The organism is Citrobacter sp. HN-141, assembly GCF_033341895.1.
Classification (GTDB): domain Bacteria; phylum Pseudomonadota; class Gammaproteobacteria; order Enterobacterales; family Enterobacteriaceae; genus Citrobacter.
On the sequence record NZ_JAWPBF010000030.1, the window covers coordinates 1 to 20718 of the forward strand.

Annotated in this window: 14 protein-coding genes and 2 pseudogenes; 10 read left to right on the top strand and 6 right to left on the bottom strand. The window is 52.1% G+C overall.

The annotated features are described in order from the left end of the window. The first annotated feature begins 145 nt into the window (after nucleotides 1-145). The 3 genes from RYZ59_RS23175 to mphR(A) are packed head-to-tail and all read left to right on the top strand — an operon-like array spanning nucleotide 146 to nucleotide 2870. Nucleotides 146-1051 carry an Mph(A) family macrolide 2'-phosphotransferase gene (locus RYZ59_RS23175; RefSeq protein ID WP_000219391.1) on the top strand — a complete coding sequence of 302 codons (906 nt, stop codon included), beginning with the start codon at nucleotides 146-148 and terminating at the stop codon, nucleotides 1049-1051. Beyond that, nucleotides 1048-2286, top strand: a complete 1239-nt coding sequence (mrx(A), locus tag RYZ59_RS23180; protein WP_000004159.1) for a macrolide resistance MFS transporter Mrx(A) — start codon at nucleotides 1048-1050, stop codon at nucleotides 2284-2286. The genes RYZ59_RS23175 and mrx(A) overlap by 4 nt, the downstream gene beginning before the upstream one ends. Further along, on the top strand, nucleotides 2286-2870 hold the full coding sequence (gene mphR(A) / locus RYZ59_RS23185) for a macrolide-binding transcriptional repressor MphR(A) (protein ID WP_001137892.1): 585 nt from the start codon (nucleotides 2286-2288) through the stop codon (nucleotides 2868-2870). Before mrx(A) ends, mphR(A) begins: the two co-directional genes overlap by 1 nt. Before the next feature lie 492 nt (nucleotides 2871-3362). On the opposite strand, the gene RYZ59_RS23190 is transcribed toward mphR(A), so the two are convergent. The 3 genes from RYZ59_RS23190 to chrA form a co-directional block, all read right to left on the bottom strand. After that, a complete protein-coding gene (locus RYZ59_RS23190; protein WP_001389365.1) occupies nucleotides 3363-4127 on the bottom strand; it encodes an IS6-like element IS6100 family transposase in 765 nt (254 codons plus the stop codon). 226 nt (nucleotides 4128-4353) lie between these two features. Continuing rightward, entirely contained in the window at nucleotides 4354-4659 is a 306-nt protein-coding gene (locus RYZ59_RS23200; RefSeq protein WP_000130000.1) for a PadR family transcriptional regulator, read from the bottom strand. 10 nt (nucleotides 4660-4669) lie between these two features. Then, nucleotides 4670-5875 carry a chromate efflux transporter gene (chrA, locus tag RYZ59_RS23205; RefSeq protein ID WP_000184001.1) on the bottom strand — a complete coding sequence of 402 codons (1206 nt, stop codon included), beginning with the start codon at nucleotides 5873-5875 and terminating at the stop codon, nucleotides 4670-4672. Nucleotides 5876-6102: 227 nt separating this feature from the next. Here chrA and RYZ59_RS23210 point away from each other — a divergent pair, with 227 nt between their 5' ends. The 4 genes from RYZ59_RS23210 (at nucleotide 6103) to RYZ59_RS23225 (ending at nucleotide 13441) form a co-directional block, all read left to right on the top strand. After that, complete coding sequence (locus RYZ59_RS23210; RefSeq protein WP_000427623.1) at nucleotides 6103-7107, top strand: IS110-like element IS4321 family transposase; 1005 nt, start codon at nucleotides 6103-6105, stop codon at nucleotides 7105-7107. 512 nt (nucleotides 7108-7619) lie between these two features. Next, nucleotides 7620-9929 carry a TerB N-terminal domain-containing protein gene (locus RYZ59_RS23215; protein ID WP_000421673.1) on the top strand — a complete coding sequence of 770 codons (2310 nt, stop codon included), beginning with the start codon at nucleotides 7620-7622 and terminating at the stop codon, nucleotides 9927-9929. A gap of 3 nt (nucleotides 9930-9932) precedes the next feature. Continuing rightward, nucleotides 9933-11249, top strand: coding sequence for an ATP-binding protein (locus tag RYZ59_RS23220; RefSeq protein ID WP_044069378.1), 1317 nt, complete (start codon nucleotides 9933-9935; stop codon nucleotides 11247-11249). Beyond that, a complete protein-coding gene (locus RYZ59_RS23225) occupies nucleotides 11246-13441 on the top strand; it encodes a DEAD/DEAH box helicase (RefSeq protein ID WP_000093087.1) in 2196 nt (731 codons plus the stop codon). The genes RYZ59_RS23220 and RYZ59_RS23225 overlap by 4 nt, the downstream gene beginning before the upstream one ends. Before the next feature lie 1196 nt (nucleotides 13442-14637). Here RYZ59_RS23225 and RYZ59_RS23230 read toward each other — a convergent pair. After that, nucleotides 14638-14995, bottom strand: a pseudogene (locus tag RYZ59_RS23230) (IS1 family transposase); the annotation flags it as partial. Between the two features lie 191 nt (nucleotides 14996-15186). On the opposite strand from RYZ59_RS23230, the gene RYZ59_RS23235 reads away from it, so the two are divergent. Next, nucleotides 15187-16164, top strand: a complete 978-nt coding sequence (locus RYZ59_RS23235; protein ID WP_000600827.1) for a tyrosine-type recombinase/integrase — start codon at nucleotides 15187-15189, stop codon at nucleotides 16162-16164. Between the two features lie 47 nt (nucleotides 16165-16211). On the opposite strand, the gene RYZ59_RS23240 is transcribed toward RYZ59_RS23235, so the two are convergent. Further along, nucleotides 16212-16571, bottom strand: a complete 360-nt coding sequence (locus tag RYZ59_RS23240) for a hypothetical protein (RefSeq protein ID WP_170877903.1) — start codon at nucleotides 16569-16571, stop codon at nucleotides 16212-16214. 21 nt (nucleotides 16572-16592) lie between these two features. Here RYZ59_RS23240 and RYZ59_RS23245 point away from each other — a divergent pair. Both RYZ59_RS23245 and RYZ59_RS23250 read left to right on the top strand, forming a co-directional pair. Further along, a protein-coding gene (locus RYZ59_RS23245) for an IS3-like element ISSen4 family transposase (RefSeq protein ID WP_085950818.1) occupies nucleotides 16593-17713 on the top strand; the annotation gives its coding sequence in 2 pieces (ribosomal slippage) (nucleotides 16593-16851 and nucleotides 16851-17713; 1122 coding nt in all). 117 nt (nucleotides 17714-17830) lie between these two features. Then, nucleotides 17831-18055: pseudogene (locus tag RYZ59_RS23250) on the top strand (Tn3 family transposase); the annotation flags it as partial. Nucleotides 18056-18133: 78 nt separating this feature from the next. Here RYZ59_RS23250 and RYZ59_RS23255 read toward each other — a convergent pair. Then, the gene (locus RYZ59_RS23255; protein WP_000449742.1) at nucleotides 18134-20716 is read right to left on the bottom strand and encodes a nuclease domain-containing protein; all 2583 of its coding nucleotides are present in this window, start codon (nucleotides 20714-20716) and stop codon (nucleotides 18134-18136) included. Between the last annotated feature and the right edge of the window lie 2 nt (nucleotides 20717-20718).

Here is a 20718-nt window from a genome sequence, read left to right on the forward strand (position 1 = left end):
GTAAGCAGAGTTTTTGAAATGTAAGGCCTTTGAATAAGACAAAAGGCTGCCTCATCGCTAACTTTGCAACAGTGCCGGATTGAATATAACCGACGTGACTGTTACATTTAGGTGGCTAAACCCGTCAAGCCCTCAGGAGTGAATCATGACCGTAGTCACGACCGCCGATACCTCCCAACTGTACGCACTTGCAGCCCGACATGGGCTCAAGCTCCATGGCCCGCTGACTGTCAATGAGCTTGGGCTCGACTATAGGATCGTGATCGCCACCGTCGACGATGGACGTCGGTGGGTGCTGCGCATCCCGCGCCGAGCCGAGGTAAGCGCGAAGGTCGAACCAGAGGCGCGGGTGCTGGCAATGCTCAAGAATCGCCTGCCGTTCGCGGTGCCGGACTGGCGCGTGGCCAACGCCGAGCTCGTTGCCTATCCCATGCTCGAAGACTCGACTGCGATGGTCATCCAGCCTGGTTCGTCCACGCCCGACTGGGTCGTGCCGCAGGACTCGGAGGTCTTCGCGGAGAGCTTCGCGACCGCGCTCGCCGCCCTGCATGCCGTCCCCATTTCCGCCGCCGTGGATGCGGGGATGCTCATCCGTACACCGACGCAGGCCCGTCAGAAGGTGGCCGACGACGTTGACCGCGTCCGACGCGAGTTCGTGGTGAACGACAAGCGCCTCCACCGGTGGCAGCGCTGGCTCGACGACGATTCGTCGTGGCCAGATTTCTCCGTGGTGGTGCATGGCGATCTCTACGTGGGCCATGTGCTCATCGACAACACGGAGCGCGTCAGCGGGATGATCGACTGGAGCGAGGCCCGCGTTGATGACCCTGCCATCGACATGGCCGCGCACCTTATGGTCTTTGGTGAAGAGGGGCTCGCGAAGCTCCTCCTCACGTATGAAGCGGCCGGTGGCCGGGTGTGGCCGCGGCTCGCCCACCACATCGCGGAGCGCCTTGCGTTCGGGGCGGTCACCTACGCACTCTTCGCCCTCGACTCGGGTAACGAAGAGTACCTCGCTGCGGCGAAGGCGCAGCTCGCCGCAGCGGAATGAGCGAACGTCGATATAGCCCGCTCGCGACGCTGTTCGCGGCGACCTTTCTCTTCCGGATCGGCAACGCGGTGGCGGCCCTCGCGCTTCCATGGTTCGTCCTGTCTCATACAAAGAGCGCGGCCTGGGCGGGCGCCACGGCCGCTAGCAGCGTCATCGCGACCATCATCGGCGCGTGGGTTGGTGGTGGCCTCGTCGATCGGTTCGGGCGCGCGCCCGTCGCATTGATCTCGGGTGTGGTGGGCGGCGTGGCCATGGCGAGCATCCCACTGCTCGATGCCGTTGGCGCCCTCTCGAACACTGGGCTGATCGCTTGCGTGGTGCTCGGTGCCGCGTTCGACGCACCCGGTATGGCCGCGCAGGACAGTGAGCTGCCCAAACTCGGCCACGTCGCCGGGCTCTCCGTTGAGCGCGTCTCGTCACTGAAAGCGGTGATCGGGAACGTCGCGATTCTAGGTGGCCCGGCCCTTGGGGGGGCCGCAATCGGCCTGCTTGGCGCTGCGCCAACGCTCGGGCTGACGGCGTTCTGCTCCGTCCTTGCAGGTCTGCTCGGCGCGTGGGTGCTTCCCGCGCGTGCCGCTCGGACGATGACCACGACGGCGACTCTCTCCATGCGCGCCGGCGTCGCTTTTCTCTGGAGCGAACCCCTGCTGCGCCCTCTCTTTGGTATAGTGATGATCTTCGTGGGCATCGTTGGCGCCAACGGCAGCGTCATCATGCCTGCGCTGTTTGTAGATGCAGGACGCCAAGTAGCAGAGCTCGGGCTGTTCTCCTCAATGATGGGGGCTGGTGGTCTCCTTGGCATTGCCATTCATGCGTCGGTCGGCGCCCGGATATCAGCGCAGAACTGGCTGGCGGTGGCATTTTGTGGCTCTGCGGTGGGCTCGCTTCTGCTTTCACAGTTGCCAGGCGTGCCGGTGCTGATGTTGTTGGGCGCGCTCGTGGGACTGCTGACCGGCTCAGTCTCTCCCATTCTCAACGCTGCCATCTACAACCGCACGCCGCCAGAACTTCTCGGCCGGGTACTCGGCACGGTCTCGGCGGTGATGCTGTCAGCCTCGCCCATGGTTATGCTTGCGGCCGGCGCGTTTGTCGACCTTGCTGGTCCGCTCCCTGGCCTCGTTGTATCGGCCGTGTTTGCGGGGCTCGTGGCTCTACTCTCGCTCCGTCTTCAATTTGCTACAATGGCGGCGGCAGCCACAGCCTCCGCCCCAACCCATACAGAAGGTGAACACTGATGCCCCGCCCCAAGCTCAAGTCCGATGACGAGGTACTCGAGGCCGCCACCGTAGTGCTGAAGCGTTGCGGTCCCATAGAGTTCACGCTCAGCGGAGTAGCAAAGGAGGTGGGGCTCTCCCGCGCAGCGTTAATCCAGCGCTTCACCAACCGCGATACGCTGCTGGTGAGGATGATGGAGCGCGGCGTCGAGCAGGTGCGGCATTACCTGAATGCGATACCGATAGGCGCAGGGCCGCAAGGGCTCTGGGAATTTTTGCAGGTGCTCGTTCGGAGCATGAACACTCGCAACGACTTCTCGGTGAACTATCTCATCTCCTGGTACGAGCTCCAGGTGCCGGAGCTACGCACGCTTGCGATCCAGCGGAACCGCGCGGTGGTGGAGGGGATCCGCAAGCGACTGCCCCCAGGTGCTCCTGCGGCAGCTGAGTTGCTCCTGCACTCGGTCATCGCTGGCGCGACGATGCAGTGGGCCGTCGATCCGGATGGTGAGCTAGCTGATCATGTGCTGGCTCAGATCGCTGCCATCCTGTGTTTAATGTTTCCCGAACACGACGATTTCCAACTCCTCCAGGCACATGCGTAAACGGAGGTGTGCAGAGTCCCTGCGGCAGGCGACGAACACGACCGTCGTCGATTAGTACCGGTACGGTCGGTGGTATCGAAGTCTTGATCACCACTCAGGTCTACGGCTTACAAATGGTGACCATCCCGATACTTGCGTCAGAGCACCGGGCCGATTCTTTGACAGTGAATCACTCCCGTAAGGTTGTGCCGGTGTGGGTGTCCCGGGTCGAGACGATACTCCGCCAATGCGCCCAGCAAACAACCTGGCCATCGCAGGTGGTGGGGAGCGGTGTGGCGGATGAGTTGGACAAGTTGGTGTAGCAGCACGAGCACGGCGAGATAACATCGCAGGAGTTCGACATGCTCAAGAGACAGCTGATTGCGAATCGCGATGCAGATTCATAACCCGATTGCGGGTTGGCTTCACTCCACCATCACCGAGCAGACTAGCACGGCGGGCTCTGTTGCAAAGATTGGCGGCAGTCAGAGGTAGGCTGTCGCTCTGCGCCGATCAGGCGGCTGCTGCGAAATGGTGGTTGAGCATGCCCATGGCCTCCGTCAGCGCCGAGGGCCCAATGCCAAAAGCTCTCTCCACAAGGCGCACCTCGCCCCTGATGCCGGGCTGCAGGCACCAGGGGCGAGCCTGTCCTTTGCGCAGGGCTCGCATGACTTCGAATCCCTTGATCGTGGCATAGGCCGTGGGGATCGATTTGAAACCGCGCACCGGCTTGATCAGTATCTTGAGCTTTCCGTGATCGGCCTCGATCACGTTATTGAGATACTTCACCTGCCGGTGGGCCGTCTCCCGGTCCAGCTTTCCTTCGCGCTTCAATTCGGTGATCGCTGCACCATAGCTCGGCGCTTTGTCGGTATTGAGCGTGGCAGGCTTTTCCCAGTGCTTCAGGCCTCGCAGGGCCTTGCCCAGGAACCGCTTCGCTGCCTTGGCGCTGCGGGTCGGCGACAGGTAGAAATCGATCGTGTCGCCCCGCTTGTCGACTGCCCGGTACAGGTAGGTCCACTTGCCCCGCACCTTGACGTAGGTTTCATCCAGGCGCCAGCTCGGATCAAAGCCACGCCGCCAGAACCAGCGCAGCCGCTTCTCCATCTCCGGGGCGTAGCACTGGACCCAGCGATAGATCGTCGTATGGTCGACCGAAATGCCGCGTTCCGCCAGCATTTCCTCAAGGTCGCGATAGCTGATCGGATAGCGACAATACCAGCGCACCGCCCACAGGATCACATCACCCTGGAAATGGCGCCACTTGAAATCCGTCATCGTTCCGTCCGTCCAATCTCCGCCAAGCATGCTCAAGCTTCACGATTTTTGCAACAGAGCCCACACGAGTATTGAGCATAGTCGAGATTGGTGCAGATCACTTCTGATATTGAACTGTCAGGAGCTGGCTGCACAACAGCCATTACGCCCAATCAACTGGTGCAGTCGTCTTCTGAAAATGACAATCCAGTTAGGGTATAGCTCAACCTGACATAGAAGCAAAAACTCAACCACCTTCTACCAACTCTCCGAACAGCTCCTTGACCTTTGTTTTCGCATCAGCAAGTGCAGTTCTGCCTTGTTCAGTGATGTCATAAACACGCCGTTCACGTCGCCCGGTGCGTTCGTGGCGTGAGGTCAGATAGCCTTTTTTTTCCAGGCCGTGCAGCATCGGGTACACGGTGCCAGCGCTCATCTCGTAGCCGTGTCGGCGTAGCTCTTCGATGATCCCCAGCCCAAAGACAGGTTCCTCGGCTGCATGGTGAAGGATGTGCAGGCGGATCAAACCGCCGTAGAGGTCTTTGTCAGTCATTTTTTGTGCCTCACAGAGCGACGCTCAACAGCCACCCAGCTGCACCGCTACCGAGGACAACCAGCCACGGCGGGAGCTTCCAGAACATAAGTGCGACAAGGGCAACTAATGCCAAGCCGAAGTCTTGCGGCTGAAAGATGGCGCTAGTCCATACAGGCTGATACAGCGCGGCCAGCAGCAAGCCGACTACAGCGGCATTGATCCCGGCCAGCGCAGCTTGGATGCCTGTATTGCGGCGCAAACGCTCCCAAAATGGCATTGATCCGACGACCAGCAAGAACGAGGGCGCGAAGATAGCCAGCAGACACACAATGCCGCCGATCCAGCCCGACGGGGCGGTGTTCATCGAGGCACCAAGAAACGCGGCGAACGTGAACAAAGGGCCGGGCACCGCTTGAGCTGCCCCGTACCCCGCGAGAAAGGATTCATTGTTGACCCAGCCGGAGGGCACCACTTCGGCTTGCAGTAATGGCAGCACAACGTGACCACCGCCGAACACCAGTGATCCGACACGATAGAAGGAATCCACCATTGCCATGGTTTGACTTGGCATCAGTTCGGCCAACACCGGCAGGCCAATCAGCAAGACAAAGAACAGCGAGAGCCAAAGCACGCCGGCCCGGTGACTGACCGTGATAGGTAGGGGGTCATGCTCAACAACTTTCGCTGGCTTGAACAATAACCGGCCTGCGATGCCTGCGATAGCAATCACGCCAACCTGTCCCCACGCGGACGGCACAAGTAAAACGACGCAGGTAGCAATTGCCATGATGGTGACTCGCAGCCCATCCGTGCATAGGTTACGCGCCATGCCCCATACTGCTTGAGCGACCACGGCCACAGCCACCACTTTTAAGCCATGCAACGCGCCCTGCGAGACGTAATCGCCATAGCTGGAGATGCCGAGCGCAAAAAGGATCAAGGCTATGGCAGACGGCAGCGTGAAGCCAGCCCAAGCAGCCAGCGCCCCGCTGTATCCAGCCCGAGACAGTCCTACCGCTATGCCGACCTGGCTGCTTGCAGGCCCTGGCAAGAACTGACAAAGCGCGACCAAGTCAGCATAGCTCCGTTCGGAGAGCCAGCGCCGCCGTGTGACAAATTCGGCGCGGAAGTAGCCCAAGTGCGCAATGGGGCCGCCAAAAGATGTCAATCCAAGCCGCAGAAAAATAAGAAAGACCGACCATGGTCTGCTGTCATCGGTAGGGTTATTCGTCATACTTTCGCCTTCATGATCTGCAACGAGTTGATCAATAATAAGCGAAATTCGATAACGAAATTCGATATAAATCTAGAAAAAAATACCTCTATGTGTACTACGCAGTTTTAGCTGTGGCTTTCACAGGAGCACGCTTACTTACGGCTTAGCGTGCTTTATTTAATGAGATGGTCACTCCCTCCTTCCCGGTACTATGCTGAGGACAGGCTTTCATTCGGAGAACTATCATGGAAAACATTGCGCTCATTGGTATCGATCTGGGTAAAAACTCTTTCCATATTCATTGCCAGGATCGTCGCGGGAAGGCTGTTTACCGTAAAAAATTTACCCGGCCAAAGTTGATCGAATTTTTGGCGACATGCCCCGCTACAACCATCGCAATGGAAGCCTGTGGCGGTTCTCACTTTATGGCACGCAAGTTGGAAGAGTTGGGGCATTCCCCAAAGCTGATATCACCACAATTTGTCCGCCCGTTCGTTAAAAGCAATAAAAACGACTTTGTCGACGCCGAAGCTATTTGTGAAGCTGCATCGCGTCCGTCTATGCGTTTTGTGCAGCCCAGAACGGAATCTCAGCAGGCAATGCGGGCTCTGCATCGTGTCCGTGAATCCCTGGTTCAGGATAAGGTAAAAACAACCAATCAAATGCATGCTTTTCTGCTGGAATTTGGCATTAGCGTTCCCCGAGGAGCTGCCGTTATTAGCCGACTGAGTACCATTCTTGAGGATAATAGTTTGCCTCTTTACCTCAGCCAGTTATTGCTGAAATTACAACAGCATTATCACTATCTTGTTGAGCAGATTAAAGATTTGGAATCCCAGTTGAAACGAAAGTTGGACGAAGATGAGGTTGGACAGCGCTTGCTGAGCATTCCCTGCGTCGGAACACTGACAGCGAGTACTATTTCAACTGAGATTGGCGACGGGAAGCAGTACGCCAGCAGCCGTGACTTTGCGGCGGCAACAGGGCTTGTACCTCGGCAGTACAGCACGGGAGGTAGGACGACATTGCTGGGAATTAGTAAGCGAGGTAATAAAAAGATCCGAACTTTGTTGGTTCAATGTGCCAGGGTATTCATACAAAAACTGGAACACCAGTCTGGCAAATTGGCCGATTGGGTCAGGGATTTACTGTGCCGGAAAAGCAACTTTGTCGTCACTTGTGCTCTGGCAAACAAGCTGGCCAGAATAGCCTGGGCCCTAACGGCACGACAGCAAACTTATGTAGCATAACGGCAGAAATACACCGGTTTAAAGAATTACTGATCTGGTTTTGCGAATACTGATATTGATGATACTAACGGCCCACCGGCCTGTTGAGGAACCTGTAAAACGGAAAGGCTCATTGAAGCCGTATATTTTCTGGAGGTTCATCAGGCGCGGAACTCATCGAGGCGCGGGAATAAAATCCCATTCAGACGCCGGATAGATTCAAGCAAGCCAACTTGTCGTCAAAATCGGTGTTGCAAAAACGGGAGTGACCATAGATTCCGTTTTCCAAGCGGACCCCTAGTACAACATCATTTAGAGACGAATCGCCTAACAGGTTTTAACACCTTAAAATTTCACTGCTGGTTAAACACATTATTAAATGATTTTTATCATTTAAATCATTGGGTTAATTTTAATTGTGATTTGCTTTTAACCCTCGCAATTTAGAAGTATTATTTTGAGATTAATCCACTTGCCCTGCCTTCATCACTGCTTGTAAATATGCGTGAAGAATGATTTTAAGGTTATATATCATGGAGTTATTGAAGTTTTTGGCGGCGATTTTTGTCATTTACTTGTTGTTTTTTAGAAAGAAAAAACGTAAATCTCCAAAGTCTTATGCTTCAGACCCCGTGAAAGCACCGCCAAAAGAATGGCTCGCTGACATCAAGAAAAAAGAGGCGGTTGTGCGAAACGATGATAGTGAAGACGATAACCTTGCAACTTTTACATTGAGCGGTGGCCGGGGTGTTGAACTTCGGGTGACAACCAATCATTACCGCAACACCTCAAAGTCAGCAGGTGCACTAGCTCGATGGGTACTTCCGGGTGAGATGATAACTGTAGCTGGTGTAGCAATTAGCGGTGGCCACATTTACGTGGGGCAACGTATGAAGCCCTCCGGTCAGGAATCAGGCGGCTATTATGACGATGGAAGTGAGGCATCATTAATTGATGACACATGTAAGATAAAACCTACTTCTTATCTTTACGAGGACAGTTCATTAGGATACTGGCCCAGTTTTTCCTCTCTTTCCCCAGAAGCACGCGGTGCGTATGTCAGTTGGCTTGCCAGCGATAGGTCTGATCCATCGTGTCCTATCGGCTATGTTTTTATCTACCTCTACGGCCTGGAAAGAAAAGCGCTCGTAGATTCCACTGACCCAAAATTCCCTGATGCTGAGTTCCGTAATCTGTTCAATGAAGTCGCTCGGTTAAGATCGATATTCATTGAGAACCGCTCCTTCCGTGGATATTCGACCCAATTACTCGAAGCCATGTCTATTCTGCGCCCGAACATGGGCTTAGCCACTGAGCTCGATAGCAATTCAGGTTTCAGCAACAGCATGCAATTTAAGCTGGCTCTTGCAAAAACTGTACATGAAGGAGTTCCTGTATCAGCTGAACTGGCGTTGAACTGGGTAATAAACCACACCGAGTATTCGCTGCGTACCCCGGCTCGCCGCTGTGCTAAAGAGTTTGCTGCACTTTTCAAACGGCGTTACACACTCAAATATGGTGAAGGGATGGTCGTTAAGGCGAATAAAACGCGCCTAAGGTTAGATTACACACCAGCAAGTCCTAGTTTGCGAGGTGTTCGACTTCCTGTTCCCGACCTGCCTGATCCAAGTGCGTTGAAGAGCCCTGTCCAGAAAATTATGGCTCTTGCCGATATATGTACAGATGAACTTGATGCTTATAGTCGCTACCTTGGTAGGAAAGGTACGTCAGTCAATGATACGGCTGCAATTATGCTGCTCCCTTCAGAGATCGTTAATGAAAGCGCAGAAAAAATATTAAGCTCATTCAAACGCTGGGCTGATGAGGCGATCCTCGTCAAGGAGGGGTTAGTCTCAGTTGCTGACTTTTGGGCACATATGAATGCCAGTTGCCCCAATAAGATCAATAAAAAAGAGGCCGATTTGATGCAGGCCTTTGCTCTGAAGATGGGTTACGGTCTGGCACCTGACCCGTATTATCACCATGTGAAGGCGGATGTTGATGGGACACTTGTTCTATTCCCTGCCGCCGAAGGTGGACGCTTCTCACCTTCTCCTGAATTTATCTCAGCCGTAATGACGCTCAGATTAGGGGCGATGGTCGCCTTGATTGACGATTCTCTTGATCAAGCTGAACAGAAAGTGCTTGAGAATGCCATCAACAACAATCCTGGCTTCACCGATGATGAAAAACGCTCTCTACATGCGTATTTAACGTGGCAACTTCATACCCCAGCCAATATGACAGGAATGAAAAGTAGGATTGAGTTGATGGGGGCCGCGGAAAAAGCTGCTGTGGGTAAGGTTATCGTTAGTGTTGCCTGTTCGGATGGGACAATAGCGCCTGCCGAAATCAAACAGCTTGAGAAGATTTATTCAAGTTTGGGGCTGGATCCCTCATCTGTCTCGAGCAATATCCATCAGCATTCCGCAACTGAACATGATCTCGTCTCGTCTGTACCAACTGATCAGCCAGCAGCAGGGTTCACACTGGATGCTAATGTACTTGCCCGCCACGAATCTGCCACGGATGATGTTCGTAAATTGCTGAACACAATTTTCACCGAAGAAGAACCGGAAGAGCCAGAAAGCGCTCCAGCCTCATCAACGGAGGCGGGGGGACTTGACTCCGCACATAGCCAGCTTTATCGCAGTTTGCTGGAGAAAGAACAGTGGTCCCGAAAAGAGGCGACAGAATTGTGCGGAAATTTGAATTTGATGCTCGGCGGTGCGCTTGAGGTGATCAATGACTGGTCCTATGCGGTGGTTGATGCTCCAGTACTGGACGATGCCGATGATGATATCTGGGTTGACCTGGAAATTGCCAAAGAATTAGAGGGATAGTGAATGTCTGTAACACGTATAAGAGTGAAAGAACGCGACGCTATTATTCAGTCACTTAAGTCAGGTGTAACGCCAAGGATAGGCATTCAGCATATCCAGGTTGGCCGCGTGAATGAGATCACCGCTCTCCATCAGGATATTGAGAGGATTGCTGACGGTGGTGCAAGCTTCAGACTTATCATCGGTGAATATGGTTCTGGTAAAACGTTCTTTCTGAGTGTTGTGCGCTCTATTGCGCTGGAGAAGAAGTTGGTGTCAGTCAGTGCTGACCTTTCTCCTGACAGACGTATTCACTCATCGGGAGGTCAGGCTCGTAATCTTTATTCTGAGCTCATGAAAAACATGTCCACCAGAAACAAGCCGGATGGTAATGCGTTACTTAGCGTTGTTGAAAGGTTCGTTACGGAGGCAAGGAAGGAAGCTGACACGGACGGCTCCGAGGTTTCATCAGTTATTCATAAACGCCTGGCAGCACTATCAGATATGGTCGGTGGATATGACTTTGCGAAGGTCATTGATGCATTCTGGCGGGGGCATGAGCAGGATAACGAAACGCTAAAATCCAATGCCATTCGCTGGTTGCGTGGAGAGTACACTACTAAAACTGATGCCCGTCACGATCTCGACGTTCGGACTATTATCTCAGACGCATCATTCTATGATTCTTTGAAGCTGATGAGCCTTTTTGTCCGCCAGGCAGGCTATGCCGGTCTTTTGGTCAGCCTCGACGAAATGGTGAACCTCTTGAAGCTGAATAATACGCAAGCAAGAACAGCGAACTACGAACAGATTTTGCGGATCCTGAATGACTGCCTGCAAGGCTCAGCCGAGAACATTGGTTTTATCCTCGGGGGTACGCCAGAGTTTCTTTTCGATCCGCGTAAAGGTCTTTACAGCTATGAGGCGCTCCAGTCGCGTCTGGCGGAAAACCGGTTCGCGCAAAAAGCAGGAGTGATTGACTACTCATCCCCCACTTTGCATCTTGCCAGCCTCACCCCTGAGGAACTGTATATTTTGCTGAGAAATCTTCGTCATGTTTATGCCGGTGGAGATCCAGAGAATTATCTGGTACCAGATGAGGCACTGACTGGATTCCTGCATCACTGTAGTAAAACCATTGGAGACGCTTACTTCCGTACCCCCCGTAATACCATAAAAGGTTTCCTGGACATGCTGGCCGTGCTGGAACAAAACAGAACGATGAACTGGCAAACACTAATCGAGGGTATGACGATTGAAGAGGACCGGCCCAGCGATATGGATGACACCACTACGGAGGAAAGCGATGACGACGACGGACTGGCGAACTTCAAACTATGAGCAGTGCCTACGATAGCCTCGATCCCCGCGTCCGTAAGTGGGTTTACAAGCAGGGGTGGTCGACATTAAGGCCCTTGCAGGAGAGTTCTATCCCGGCAATTTTAGCCCGTGATCGAGACGTGCTAATCAGTGCAGGTACAGCAGCGGGTAAAACAGAGGCTTTCTTTCTTCCTGCCTGTTCGGCAGTTGCAGATCTCACGAATGGATTTGGCATCGTCTATATCAGTCCGTTGAAGGCATTGATTAACGATCAGTACCGTCGTCTTGGGAGCCTTGGAGATGCATTGGAAATGCCAGTGACTCCCTGGCACGGGGATGTACCACAAAGCAAAAAGAAGAAGGCTCGGACGAACCCTGCTGGCATTTTACTGATTACACCTGAGTCACTTGAGTCTTTGCTCATAAATTCAATGGGCTGGCTCAAACAGGCGTTTTCTTCAGTCGCATACATCGTTATTGATGAGTTTCATGCTTTTATTGGTTCAGAGCGTGGTGTACAGCTGCTTTCTCTGCTCAATAGAATTGACCATGTGCTAGGATGCCAGGTAAATCCAATTCCCCGCGTTGCGTTGAGTGCCACGCTGGGGGAACTGGAGAAAGTGCCCGAAATGTTGCGCCCGGACAAACGACTCCCCTGCGTAACTGTTACAGATAGTAATAGCATGGCCACTCTTCAGGTACAGGTCAAAGGGTACCTGGAGCGAGTGATCCAAAATGAGGAAGAACTTCAGAGTTCAGCTGAACATGACGTTTGCGCTGACATTTTTAGACTTTGCCGTGGCGATTCTCATTTGGTCTTTGCAAACAGCCGAAAACGCACTGAAAGCATTGCGGCAACGCTGAGCGACATGTGTGAGGAACAAATTGTTCCGAATGAATTTTTCCCCCACCATGGTTCCCTTGCCAAGGAATTACGTGAGGTGCTTGAATCTCGTCTTCAGAAAGGAAATTTGCCCACAACAGCTGTTTGTACAATGACGCTTGAGTTGGGAATTGATATCGGTAAGGTTAAATCGGTTATCCAAGTTACGCCTCCGCATTCTGTTTCCAGTTTGCGCCAGCGAATGGGGCGTTCTGGGCGACGCGATTCCCCGTCAGTACTCAGAATGCTAATTACAGAAAATGAGCTTACTGTGAGTAGCAGTATCGTTGATCACCTACGACTCCAGTTGGTGCAGTCGATGGCAATGATCAGGTTGATGATCTCTAAACAATGGTTTGAGCCTGCCGATTCCCGGCAGATGCATTACTCCACGCTGCTACACCAGATTCTTGCAATTACCGCACAATGGGGTGGAGTTCGTGCCGACCAGCTCTGGTCACAACTATGCCAGACAGGGCCGTTCAGAAATGTAGATTTAAACGATTTCAAAAGCCTGCTTAAACATATGGGAGCATGTGGCCTACTCACTCAACTTGCTAGCGGCGAAATGGTTGTTGGGGCAGAGGGGGAGAAACTGACTAACCATTACACTTTTTATGCCGTGTTCAATACACCAGAAGAGTTCCGCATTATCACCGGAAACAGAACCCTTGGAACAGTGCCTGTGGACTCCCCACTGCTACCAGACCAACACATCATCTTCGGTGGGCGGCGCTGGAAAGTGACAGAGATCGAGACAGAGAAAAAAGTTATCTATGTAGAGGCAACCAAAGGCGGTCAGCCACCACAATTTAGTGGGGGAGGTATGTCTGTTCATGATGCCGTTCGTCAGGAAATGCTCGCTATCTATAGGGAAGGTGATTACCGCATAGCAATAGGTAGCAAGAAAGTAGATTATGCCGATACTGCCGCCAGAAACCTATTTGCGGAAGGCTGTAGTAACTTTCAGCGTTTTAAACTTCAAAATGAGTGTTTTATTACGAGTGGACAACACTGTTACGTAATACCCTGGATGGGGGATAAAGTTGTCAATACGATTACAGCCTTGCTCATACGTTGTGGTTTTAAAGCAAATTCATTTGCTGGCGTTATAGAAATCGATAACTCCAGTGTAGCTTCCGTTCAGCACGCGCTGAAAGAAATGCTGTTGTCAGGCTTGCCATCTGCATTTGATCTTGCCACAGATGTTCCAGAAAAGTACTTAGATAAATATGACGAGTATTTACCAGAGTCCCTTCTTGCGAAAGGGTATGGTGCAAAGGCGTATGAAACAGAAGGTACGCGCATCTGGTTGCAGAAACATCTTTAGTAATCTGGATATGTAATCAGGGTATAAATAAGACATATATACCCTGAATTTTTTATTTTCCTGTAGATTTACTAGGCTTTAGTCCCGGGGTATTACCAGGAGTATCTTTATTATCACGTCGACGTTGATCCGGTTTTCCTGTCGATTTAGCAATTGGTTTTGGACCAGGTTTAAGACCCATGATAGTTATCCTTTAGAGGTGTAAGAGGGAAGCCTCAACATTGATATATTGGATAATGTGAAATTTTTCAATGGGAGCGATCAACATATCCAATGATTAACTCGATATTGTGAACAGTGTCCGCTTCTGGCACAAAGCTGACGTTAAGATTTACAGCATCGGGAAGCATTCTGAATGCCGCGTCAGCGGCATGGAGGCGCCAGATGAGGTTACATGTGTCTGTGGAGTCAAATGGCGCCGAAAGCCCGGCGTAGCCGGTTACCTGGCTATAAACTCTGCCACCCTACCCCCTGCCCTGATTAGCCTTAACCCGCTCACAGCAATGAAGGAGTAAAAGTAATCCCTTTTAACCCCGGTGAGCGGGCTTTACGGCGTTTACGACGTAAAGGGCGTGATTTCCGGGGCCTAAGCGGCGGCAGCTTGCTGCTGACGCTTAGGGGGATGTTCATAAAAAATCTCAGCGACACCAGGGAACTTAACATGGTAGCTGCCAAGCCATACCCGCTTAAAACGTCTCAGACGCCTCTGTACGCGGTCGGAGTGGTCCCGGCAAGGCGTCAGCCGCAGCCGGGGCGTATCTCCGCGTTAGCGGGCCGCAGGGCCGCTTACGAGCGTGTACTAAACAACTGACCACAGCTCCACCCACAGCGATGAAGAAGAGTAGTTACAACACCCATCATTAAAAGCGACACTACTCCCGGCCTTCGGCCGGGGGCGGCGGCGCTTTTCAGTGGTGGGGAGGGGCACCCGGCCGGCAAACCGGCGCCGGTTTTATGATGAGCTTTCTTTTGAATGCTGTAACTAATTTGGTTCTCCGGTCGGGGCCCTTCGCGAAGCGATGGGAGCTCTTTCTGATGTTGCCGAACCGGCGCGACCGTCAGGTCGCTGCAAGAGCGGGCATTCTCCGGAGCCTGTCCACAGGGTAGGCGATGAAGAGGTTATGTGTTTACAGGATTTATTAAAGGATCTTTAAAAGAGATACAGAACTGGTGTTTAAAAGGAACTACGCGCCCTGAAAGACCGACGGCAGGCTCAGAAGATGCTCCAGCGTGGCCATAGTACGTTCACCGAAGACGTGTGCAACAACCGTCCTCCGTATCCTGTCATACGCGTAAAACAACCAGCGCTGGCGTGATTTAGCGCCGACGTAACCCCACTGTTCGTCCATTTCCGCGCAAACAATGACGTCACTGCCCGGTTGTATGCGTGAGTTTACCGACTGCGGCCTGAGAGGCGGTGTAAGTGAACTGTAGCTGCCATGTTTTACGGCAGTGAGAGCAGAGATAGCGCTGATGTCCGGCAGTACTTTTACCGTTACGCACCACGCCTTCAGTAGCTGAGCAGGAGGGACAACTGATGGAGATGGAAGCCACGGGAGCACCTCAAAACCACCATCATACACTAAATCAGTAAGTTGGCAGCATCACCGTAATCGTACAGCTAAGAACAAGTGCTTCAAGTCTACTTATTAAAATGTACCTTTGAAAAAGTAGACTTTCTGCGGTACGCTCTGACAGTAAGTTTGCCCCCGATTTTTTACGCAGCGCGCCGGACGGAGCCCGACATGATCCTGATTCCCGATGACGAACCGGAGCTGAGTCTGCCCGCAGCCAGTGAGGAATTCCTGCCGGCGCTGTCAGGTGAGAATGCCCCGGTCAGCCCGGCCCGGGCCTACCTGCTTTCACTCAATTCCCACCGCAGCCGGCAGACCATGGCCTCGTTCCTGAACATCGTCGCCGTTATGCTCGGAGCTGCCTCCCTGGAGTCCTGCAGCTGGGGCAGCCTGCGGCGCCATCACGTGATGGCCGTGACCGAACTGCTGCGCGACACCGGCCGGGCCACCGCCACCGTCAACACCTATCTTTCGGCACTCAAGGGCGTGGCGAAGGAAGCCTGGATGCTCCGGCTCATGGATGTGGAGAGCTTCCAGCATATCCGGGCGGTCCGTAACCTGCGCGGCAGTCGGCTGCCCAGCGGTCGGGCGCTGCCCCAGGGGGAGATCCGCGCCCTGTTTGCCGTCTGTGAAGCCGATCGCAGCTGCCTCGGGGCGCGGGATGCAGCGATGCTGGCGGTCATTCTCGGCTGCGGCCTGCGACGATCCGAAGTAGTGAGCCTGGATTTGCGTGACGTTGTCACTCAGGACCGTGCGCTTAGAGTGCTGGGTAAGGGAAACAAGGAGCGACTGGCATATGTCCCGGCCGGTGCCTGGCAGCGGCTGCAGATCTGGATCGATGAGATCCGGGGCGAGACCCCGGGCCCGCTGTTCACACGCATCCGTCGTTTCGGGGATGTGACTCTAAACCGGCTAACCGACCAGGCGGTGTACCATATCCTGCAGGTGCGCCAGGGTCAGGCCGGCATCACGAAATGTTCTCCACACGATCTGAGGCGAACCTTCGCCACCGCTATGCTGGATAACGGGGAGGATTTAATTACCGTGAAGGATGCGATGGGCCACGCGAGCGTCACCACCACCCAGCAGTATGACCGTCGCGGGGAGCAACGCCTGCAGGACGCGCGGGATAGACTCAACCTTATTTAGGGCTAAGTAAACACAAACAAGGGGGCTGTACCCCCTCTAATTTTACATTAACACGATACTCGACAGACTTTCCCAGTCGTAGTCAGCAACCATCGCCCGATGGAGGCTGGGATAAATGCTGACAGCCCGACGTGAAGCAAAAGGCTCTCGCCGCTGGCATGGCTTAATGTCGCGGTCCCCTCAATCACTAACACAATTTCAGCGCTGGATGTCATTACCGTTTGATTGTTCACCGCAGTGAAAATACTGAAATGGAAATCCTCAACAGGAATAGGATAGCGCGCTTCTGCGGCGTGCTGTTCCGGTAACATACGCAGAGAGGCTGACGCGGTCGGTGAGAAGATGGTGCAATGAATCTGACCTGCTCCCCGTTGATTAGTACACCCCGATGTTAGTAATGTCTTCATAAGCCACATGAGGACATCCCCATGAAGAAGCGTTTTTCCGACGAACAGATCATCAGTATTCTCCGCGAAGCCGAAGCTGGGGTACCCGCCCGTGAACTCTGCCGCAAGCATGCCATTTCCGATGCCACGTTTTACACCTGGCGTAAGAAGTATGGCGGTATGGAGGTGCCTGAAGTTAAGCGCCTGAAGTCGCTTGAGGAAGAGAACACCAGACTCAAGAAGCTGCTTGCCGAAGCCATGCTGGATAAAGAGGCGCTTCAGGTGGCTCTTGGGCGAAAGTACTGACGACAGACCAGAAGCGGGAAGCCGTGATGTTGATGTGTGATGCGACCGGTCTGTCGCAACGTCGTGCCTGCAGGCTTACAGGTTTATCCCTGTCGACCTGCCGCTATGAGGCTCACCGTCCGGCTGCTGATGCGCATTTATCAGGGCGCATCACTGAGCTGGCACTGGAGCGCAGGCGTTTTGGCTACCGTCGTATTTGGCAGTTGCTGCGCCGTGAAGGGCTTCATGTTAATCATAAGCGCGTGTACCGGCTTTATCACCTCAGTGGCCTGGGCGTAAAACGCAGAAGACGTCGTAAAGGGCTGGCAACAGAACGTCTGCCGCTGCTCCGTCCGGCGGCGCCCAATCTGACCTGGTCGATGGATTTCGTCATGGACGCACTTTCCACCGGTCGCAGGATCAAGTGTCTTACCTGCGTCGATGATTTCACAAAGGAATGCCTGACGGTCACTGTTGCCTTTGGGATTTCAGGCGTTCAGGTCACGCGTATTCTGGACAGCATTGCACTGTTTCGAGGCTATCCGGCGACGATAAGAACTGACCAGGGGCCGGAGTTCACTTGCCGTGCACTGGATCAATGGGCCTTTGAGCATGGTGTTGAGTTGCGCTTAATCCAGCCGGGCAAGCCAACGCAGAACGGATTTATTGAGAGCTTTAACGGACGATTTCGCGATGAATGTTTGAATGAGCACTGGTTCAGCGATATCGTTCATGCCAGGAAAATTATTAATGACTGGCGGCAGGATTATAACGAATGCCGCCCGCACTCCACGCTGAATTATCAGACACCGTCTGAATTTGCAGCGGGCTGGAGAAAGGGTCATTCTGAGAATGAAGATTCCGACGTTACTAACTGAGTGTTGTATCTAATCGTGGGGGCAGGTCACCACTGACGCAAAATCAACCCCTTACGAACCAAGATTGGTTAAATAATGCGCTTAACGTACAAAAATTTCCGATCTCCAAACTGACCCCAGGAAGATCAACTGGGCGCACTGGGGCTGGTCACTAACGCCGTCGTGTTATGGAACACTATGTATATGCAGGCAGCCCTGGATCATCTCCGGGCGCAAGGTGAAACACTGAATGATGAAGATATCGCACGCCTCTCCCCGCTTTGCCACGGACATATCAATATGCTCGGCCATTATTCCTTCACGCTGGCAGAACTGGTGACCAAAGGACATCTGAGACCATTAAAAGAGGCGTCAGAGGTAGAAAACGTTGCTTAACGTGAGTTTTCGTTCCACTGAGCGTCAGACCCCAAATAGAACCCGTCATACGGGAGACTCGCAGTTTGGACACTTTATGTTAATTGAAGACATAGGCATCAAAGACAAATAGGTCCAATACTCGCCATTCTTAATTAATCGTGTATTGCATGTACCACAGTGGGTATACACGGTAAAGTGTGTACACTCATTGCACCGATACCAACGCTTTTGATTATTTGAACTCATTGATTTCGTTACATCAACTACTTTTTCAGACCCGCAAGAAACACAAAAATTCACCGCATGAGTATCATCCGATGCTCCTCGAAAAGATGTATTGTCTTCAATGCCGTACTGTAGAAACATCCCTAGCATACGTTGGATTTCATCAAGATAGCGTTGCGACTTCATTGGGTTAGCACATACTGCACCATAGTTTGTAGCTTGACGTTGATGGTATGCTGGCTCCCAATCAAACATGGATAGTTCGCCCAAATAACTGTCTTTCGCCCATTCCTGTGGAGATACGACTTTCTCAACCGCATCTAACACGGGGTGCAGAACAAACACACTGTTTTCTTGGCATTCGCTATAATCTTTGCCGTTGTAAAGTTCATGGATAACCCCACCGATCCCGCCTCTAAGCTTGAGATAGGCAGCAGAATAGTACTTTGCATCGACGACTAACCGCTTTGAAATCTGGTTACCACTTTTGGTAATCGCTTCTACATCCAAAACAAAATCAGGGCGCTTACCATTGGCTAAGAACGGCTCGTATTGCAAGGTGACTTTTCTTGAAACATTAGGGTTGAAAAACTGAATGCTGATTTGTTCTTCATTGCCTTGAATATTCGCAATCAATTTTCGTTTCCAGTTGTCCTCTGGCAGATATCGGAATGCCTGAGTCAGCACTTTGATGATTTGCAGCAAACACCAACGTTCATAAATTAGTGGCATGTTGACTAGTCCAATCGCCTCGATTTTCTCCAGCGAAAGTAAAATGTCTTCATCGGCCAAGCCAATCTGCTCTTTTAACTTTTTAAAACCCGAGTGAACCGCTTGATAGGCAGGGTTTTGCACAAAAGTCATAGAGTTAGGAAAGGTGCTTTTACTTTTGACTTTGCATTGACGCCATTCTTTTTCTACTTGCTGGAAAGGCTTTATTTTGGGCGCCAGTACCTGATGCACTATTCCTACTTTTTCATGCTCACTAGCAAAGTAACTAAGGCGCTTTCGAATTGTCTCTCGTTCTTTCTCCTGTTCAGAGAGCTCTTCCGGTGTCAGCTTCGTTTTCCAACCATTTTCATTTAGAGCAATGCCTTGCTCGCGCAACTTGGAAAACTTCTCTTTATCTCTTAAGAGGGATCGTGAATCCGCCAGAATCGTTAGTTTGGATATGTACTCTGGGTACAAGATCGAAGCTGTTCCTCTCCTAGAGGGAGGAGGCATAATCGCCACCATGTCATAGTCGCTGTATGGCTGAAACAAGCTCGCGTAATACTCACCAGAACTAAAAATGGTATATCCATCAAGTTCAAACTGTTGCCAATCATCATGCTGGGACGGCTTAATTTTCGCCCACCACTCATTCTCAGATCCTGTGGTTTTTTCTAATCTGAGGTAACCTTTAGCGGCATGATTTTGCGAAAAATATTTATTGGCATTAATTTCACCTAACTGACTCGCCAACTCGGCATTGATTACTTCTGTATCAAAGCGCTTTTTAAGTCGTTCTAAGTCTTTAACTACTAGGTCACGGTTGATAATACGATAGTCTTTTAAACTGTCTAAACGCTCATTGAGCTTTTCAATAGCCCCAGAAAAACGACTCTTTTTGCTCTCAGCCACCTTAACCAATTGCTTTACAATGCTCAGCGTGCTCAAAACCACATACAGCACATACTGGTTTTCTGGCACGTTGTAACTCGGCTCAGATGCGCGGCTCGTTAAATGCTTACGCGAACCTTTGGTACAAATCTCCATAAATGTACGTGGAACAGGACGTACTTCTTTTGCTGGCTTTAACGCTTGAATTTCTTTCAGTTCAACTTTGGGCTTTTTGAGGATGGTTTGTGCATTGCTAAGAATTGATGCGACTAATGACAGCGCTTCTTGGTCGATGGCTGCAACCTGTGAATTTTTAGCGTCGCCCGTGATATGACTATTCTCATCGAGGATCAGCTCCCACAGGTCCGCTTTAAAATCTGACAGGTAACGTGAAAGATCCGATTTGGTCTGTTCGGAGATATCAATATCAAGCTTTAGTGTCGAGTTACCAATAACAAACGTGATCTGACCAGCCGTTCGCCTCGCTTCACTGCGCCACACCCGTTGTTTTGCGTCCCAATGAGCAGGCTCAACCCACCACACAGCATTAGATGCGGGATCGGTTATCGACTCTAACTGCTTTCTATCACCATTAGGCATGACAATGTAAGGCGGAGACTGATCACCCTGCTTAGTTTTTATCGCAAGTTGAGCAAAACGTAGCTCATCGACCTTAGGGTAGATGGTGGTGTGTGCGGAAAATGCATTGTTCCCCGTCTGCTCAAGCTTTAGCGAGTACTCCGACTCGCTAACACTGACTAAGGTTTGCTTATCGTGCCATTTGGTCTCGATAAACTTGATAACGAATGGAGTTTCCATGA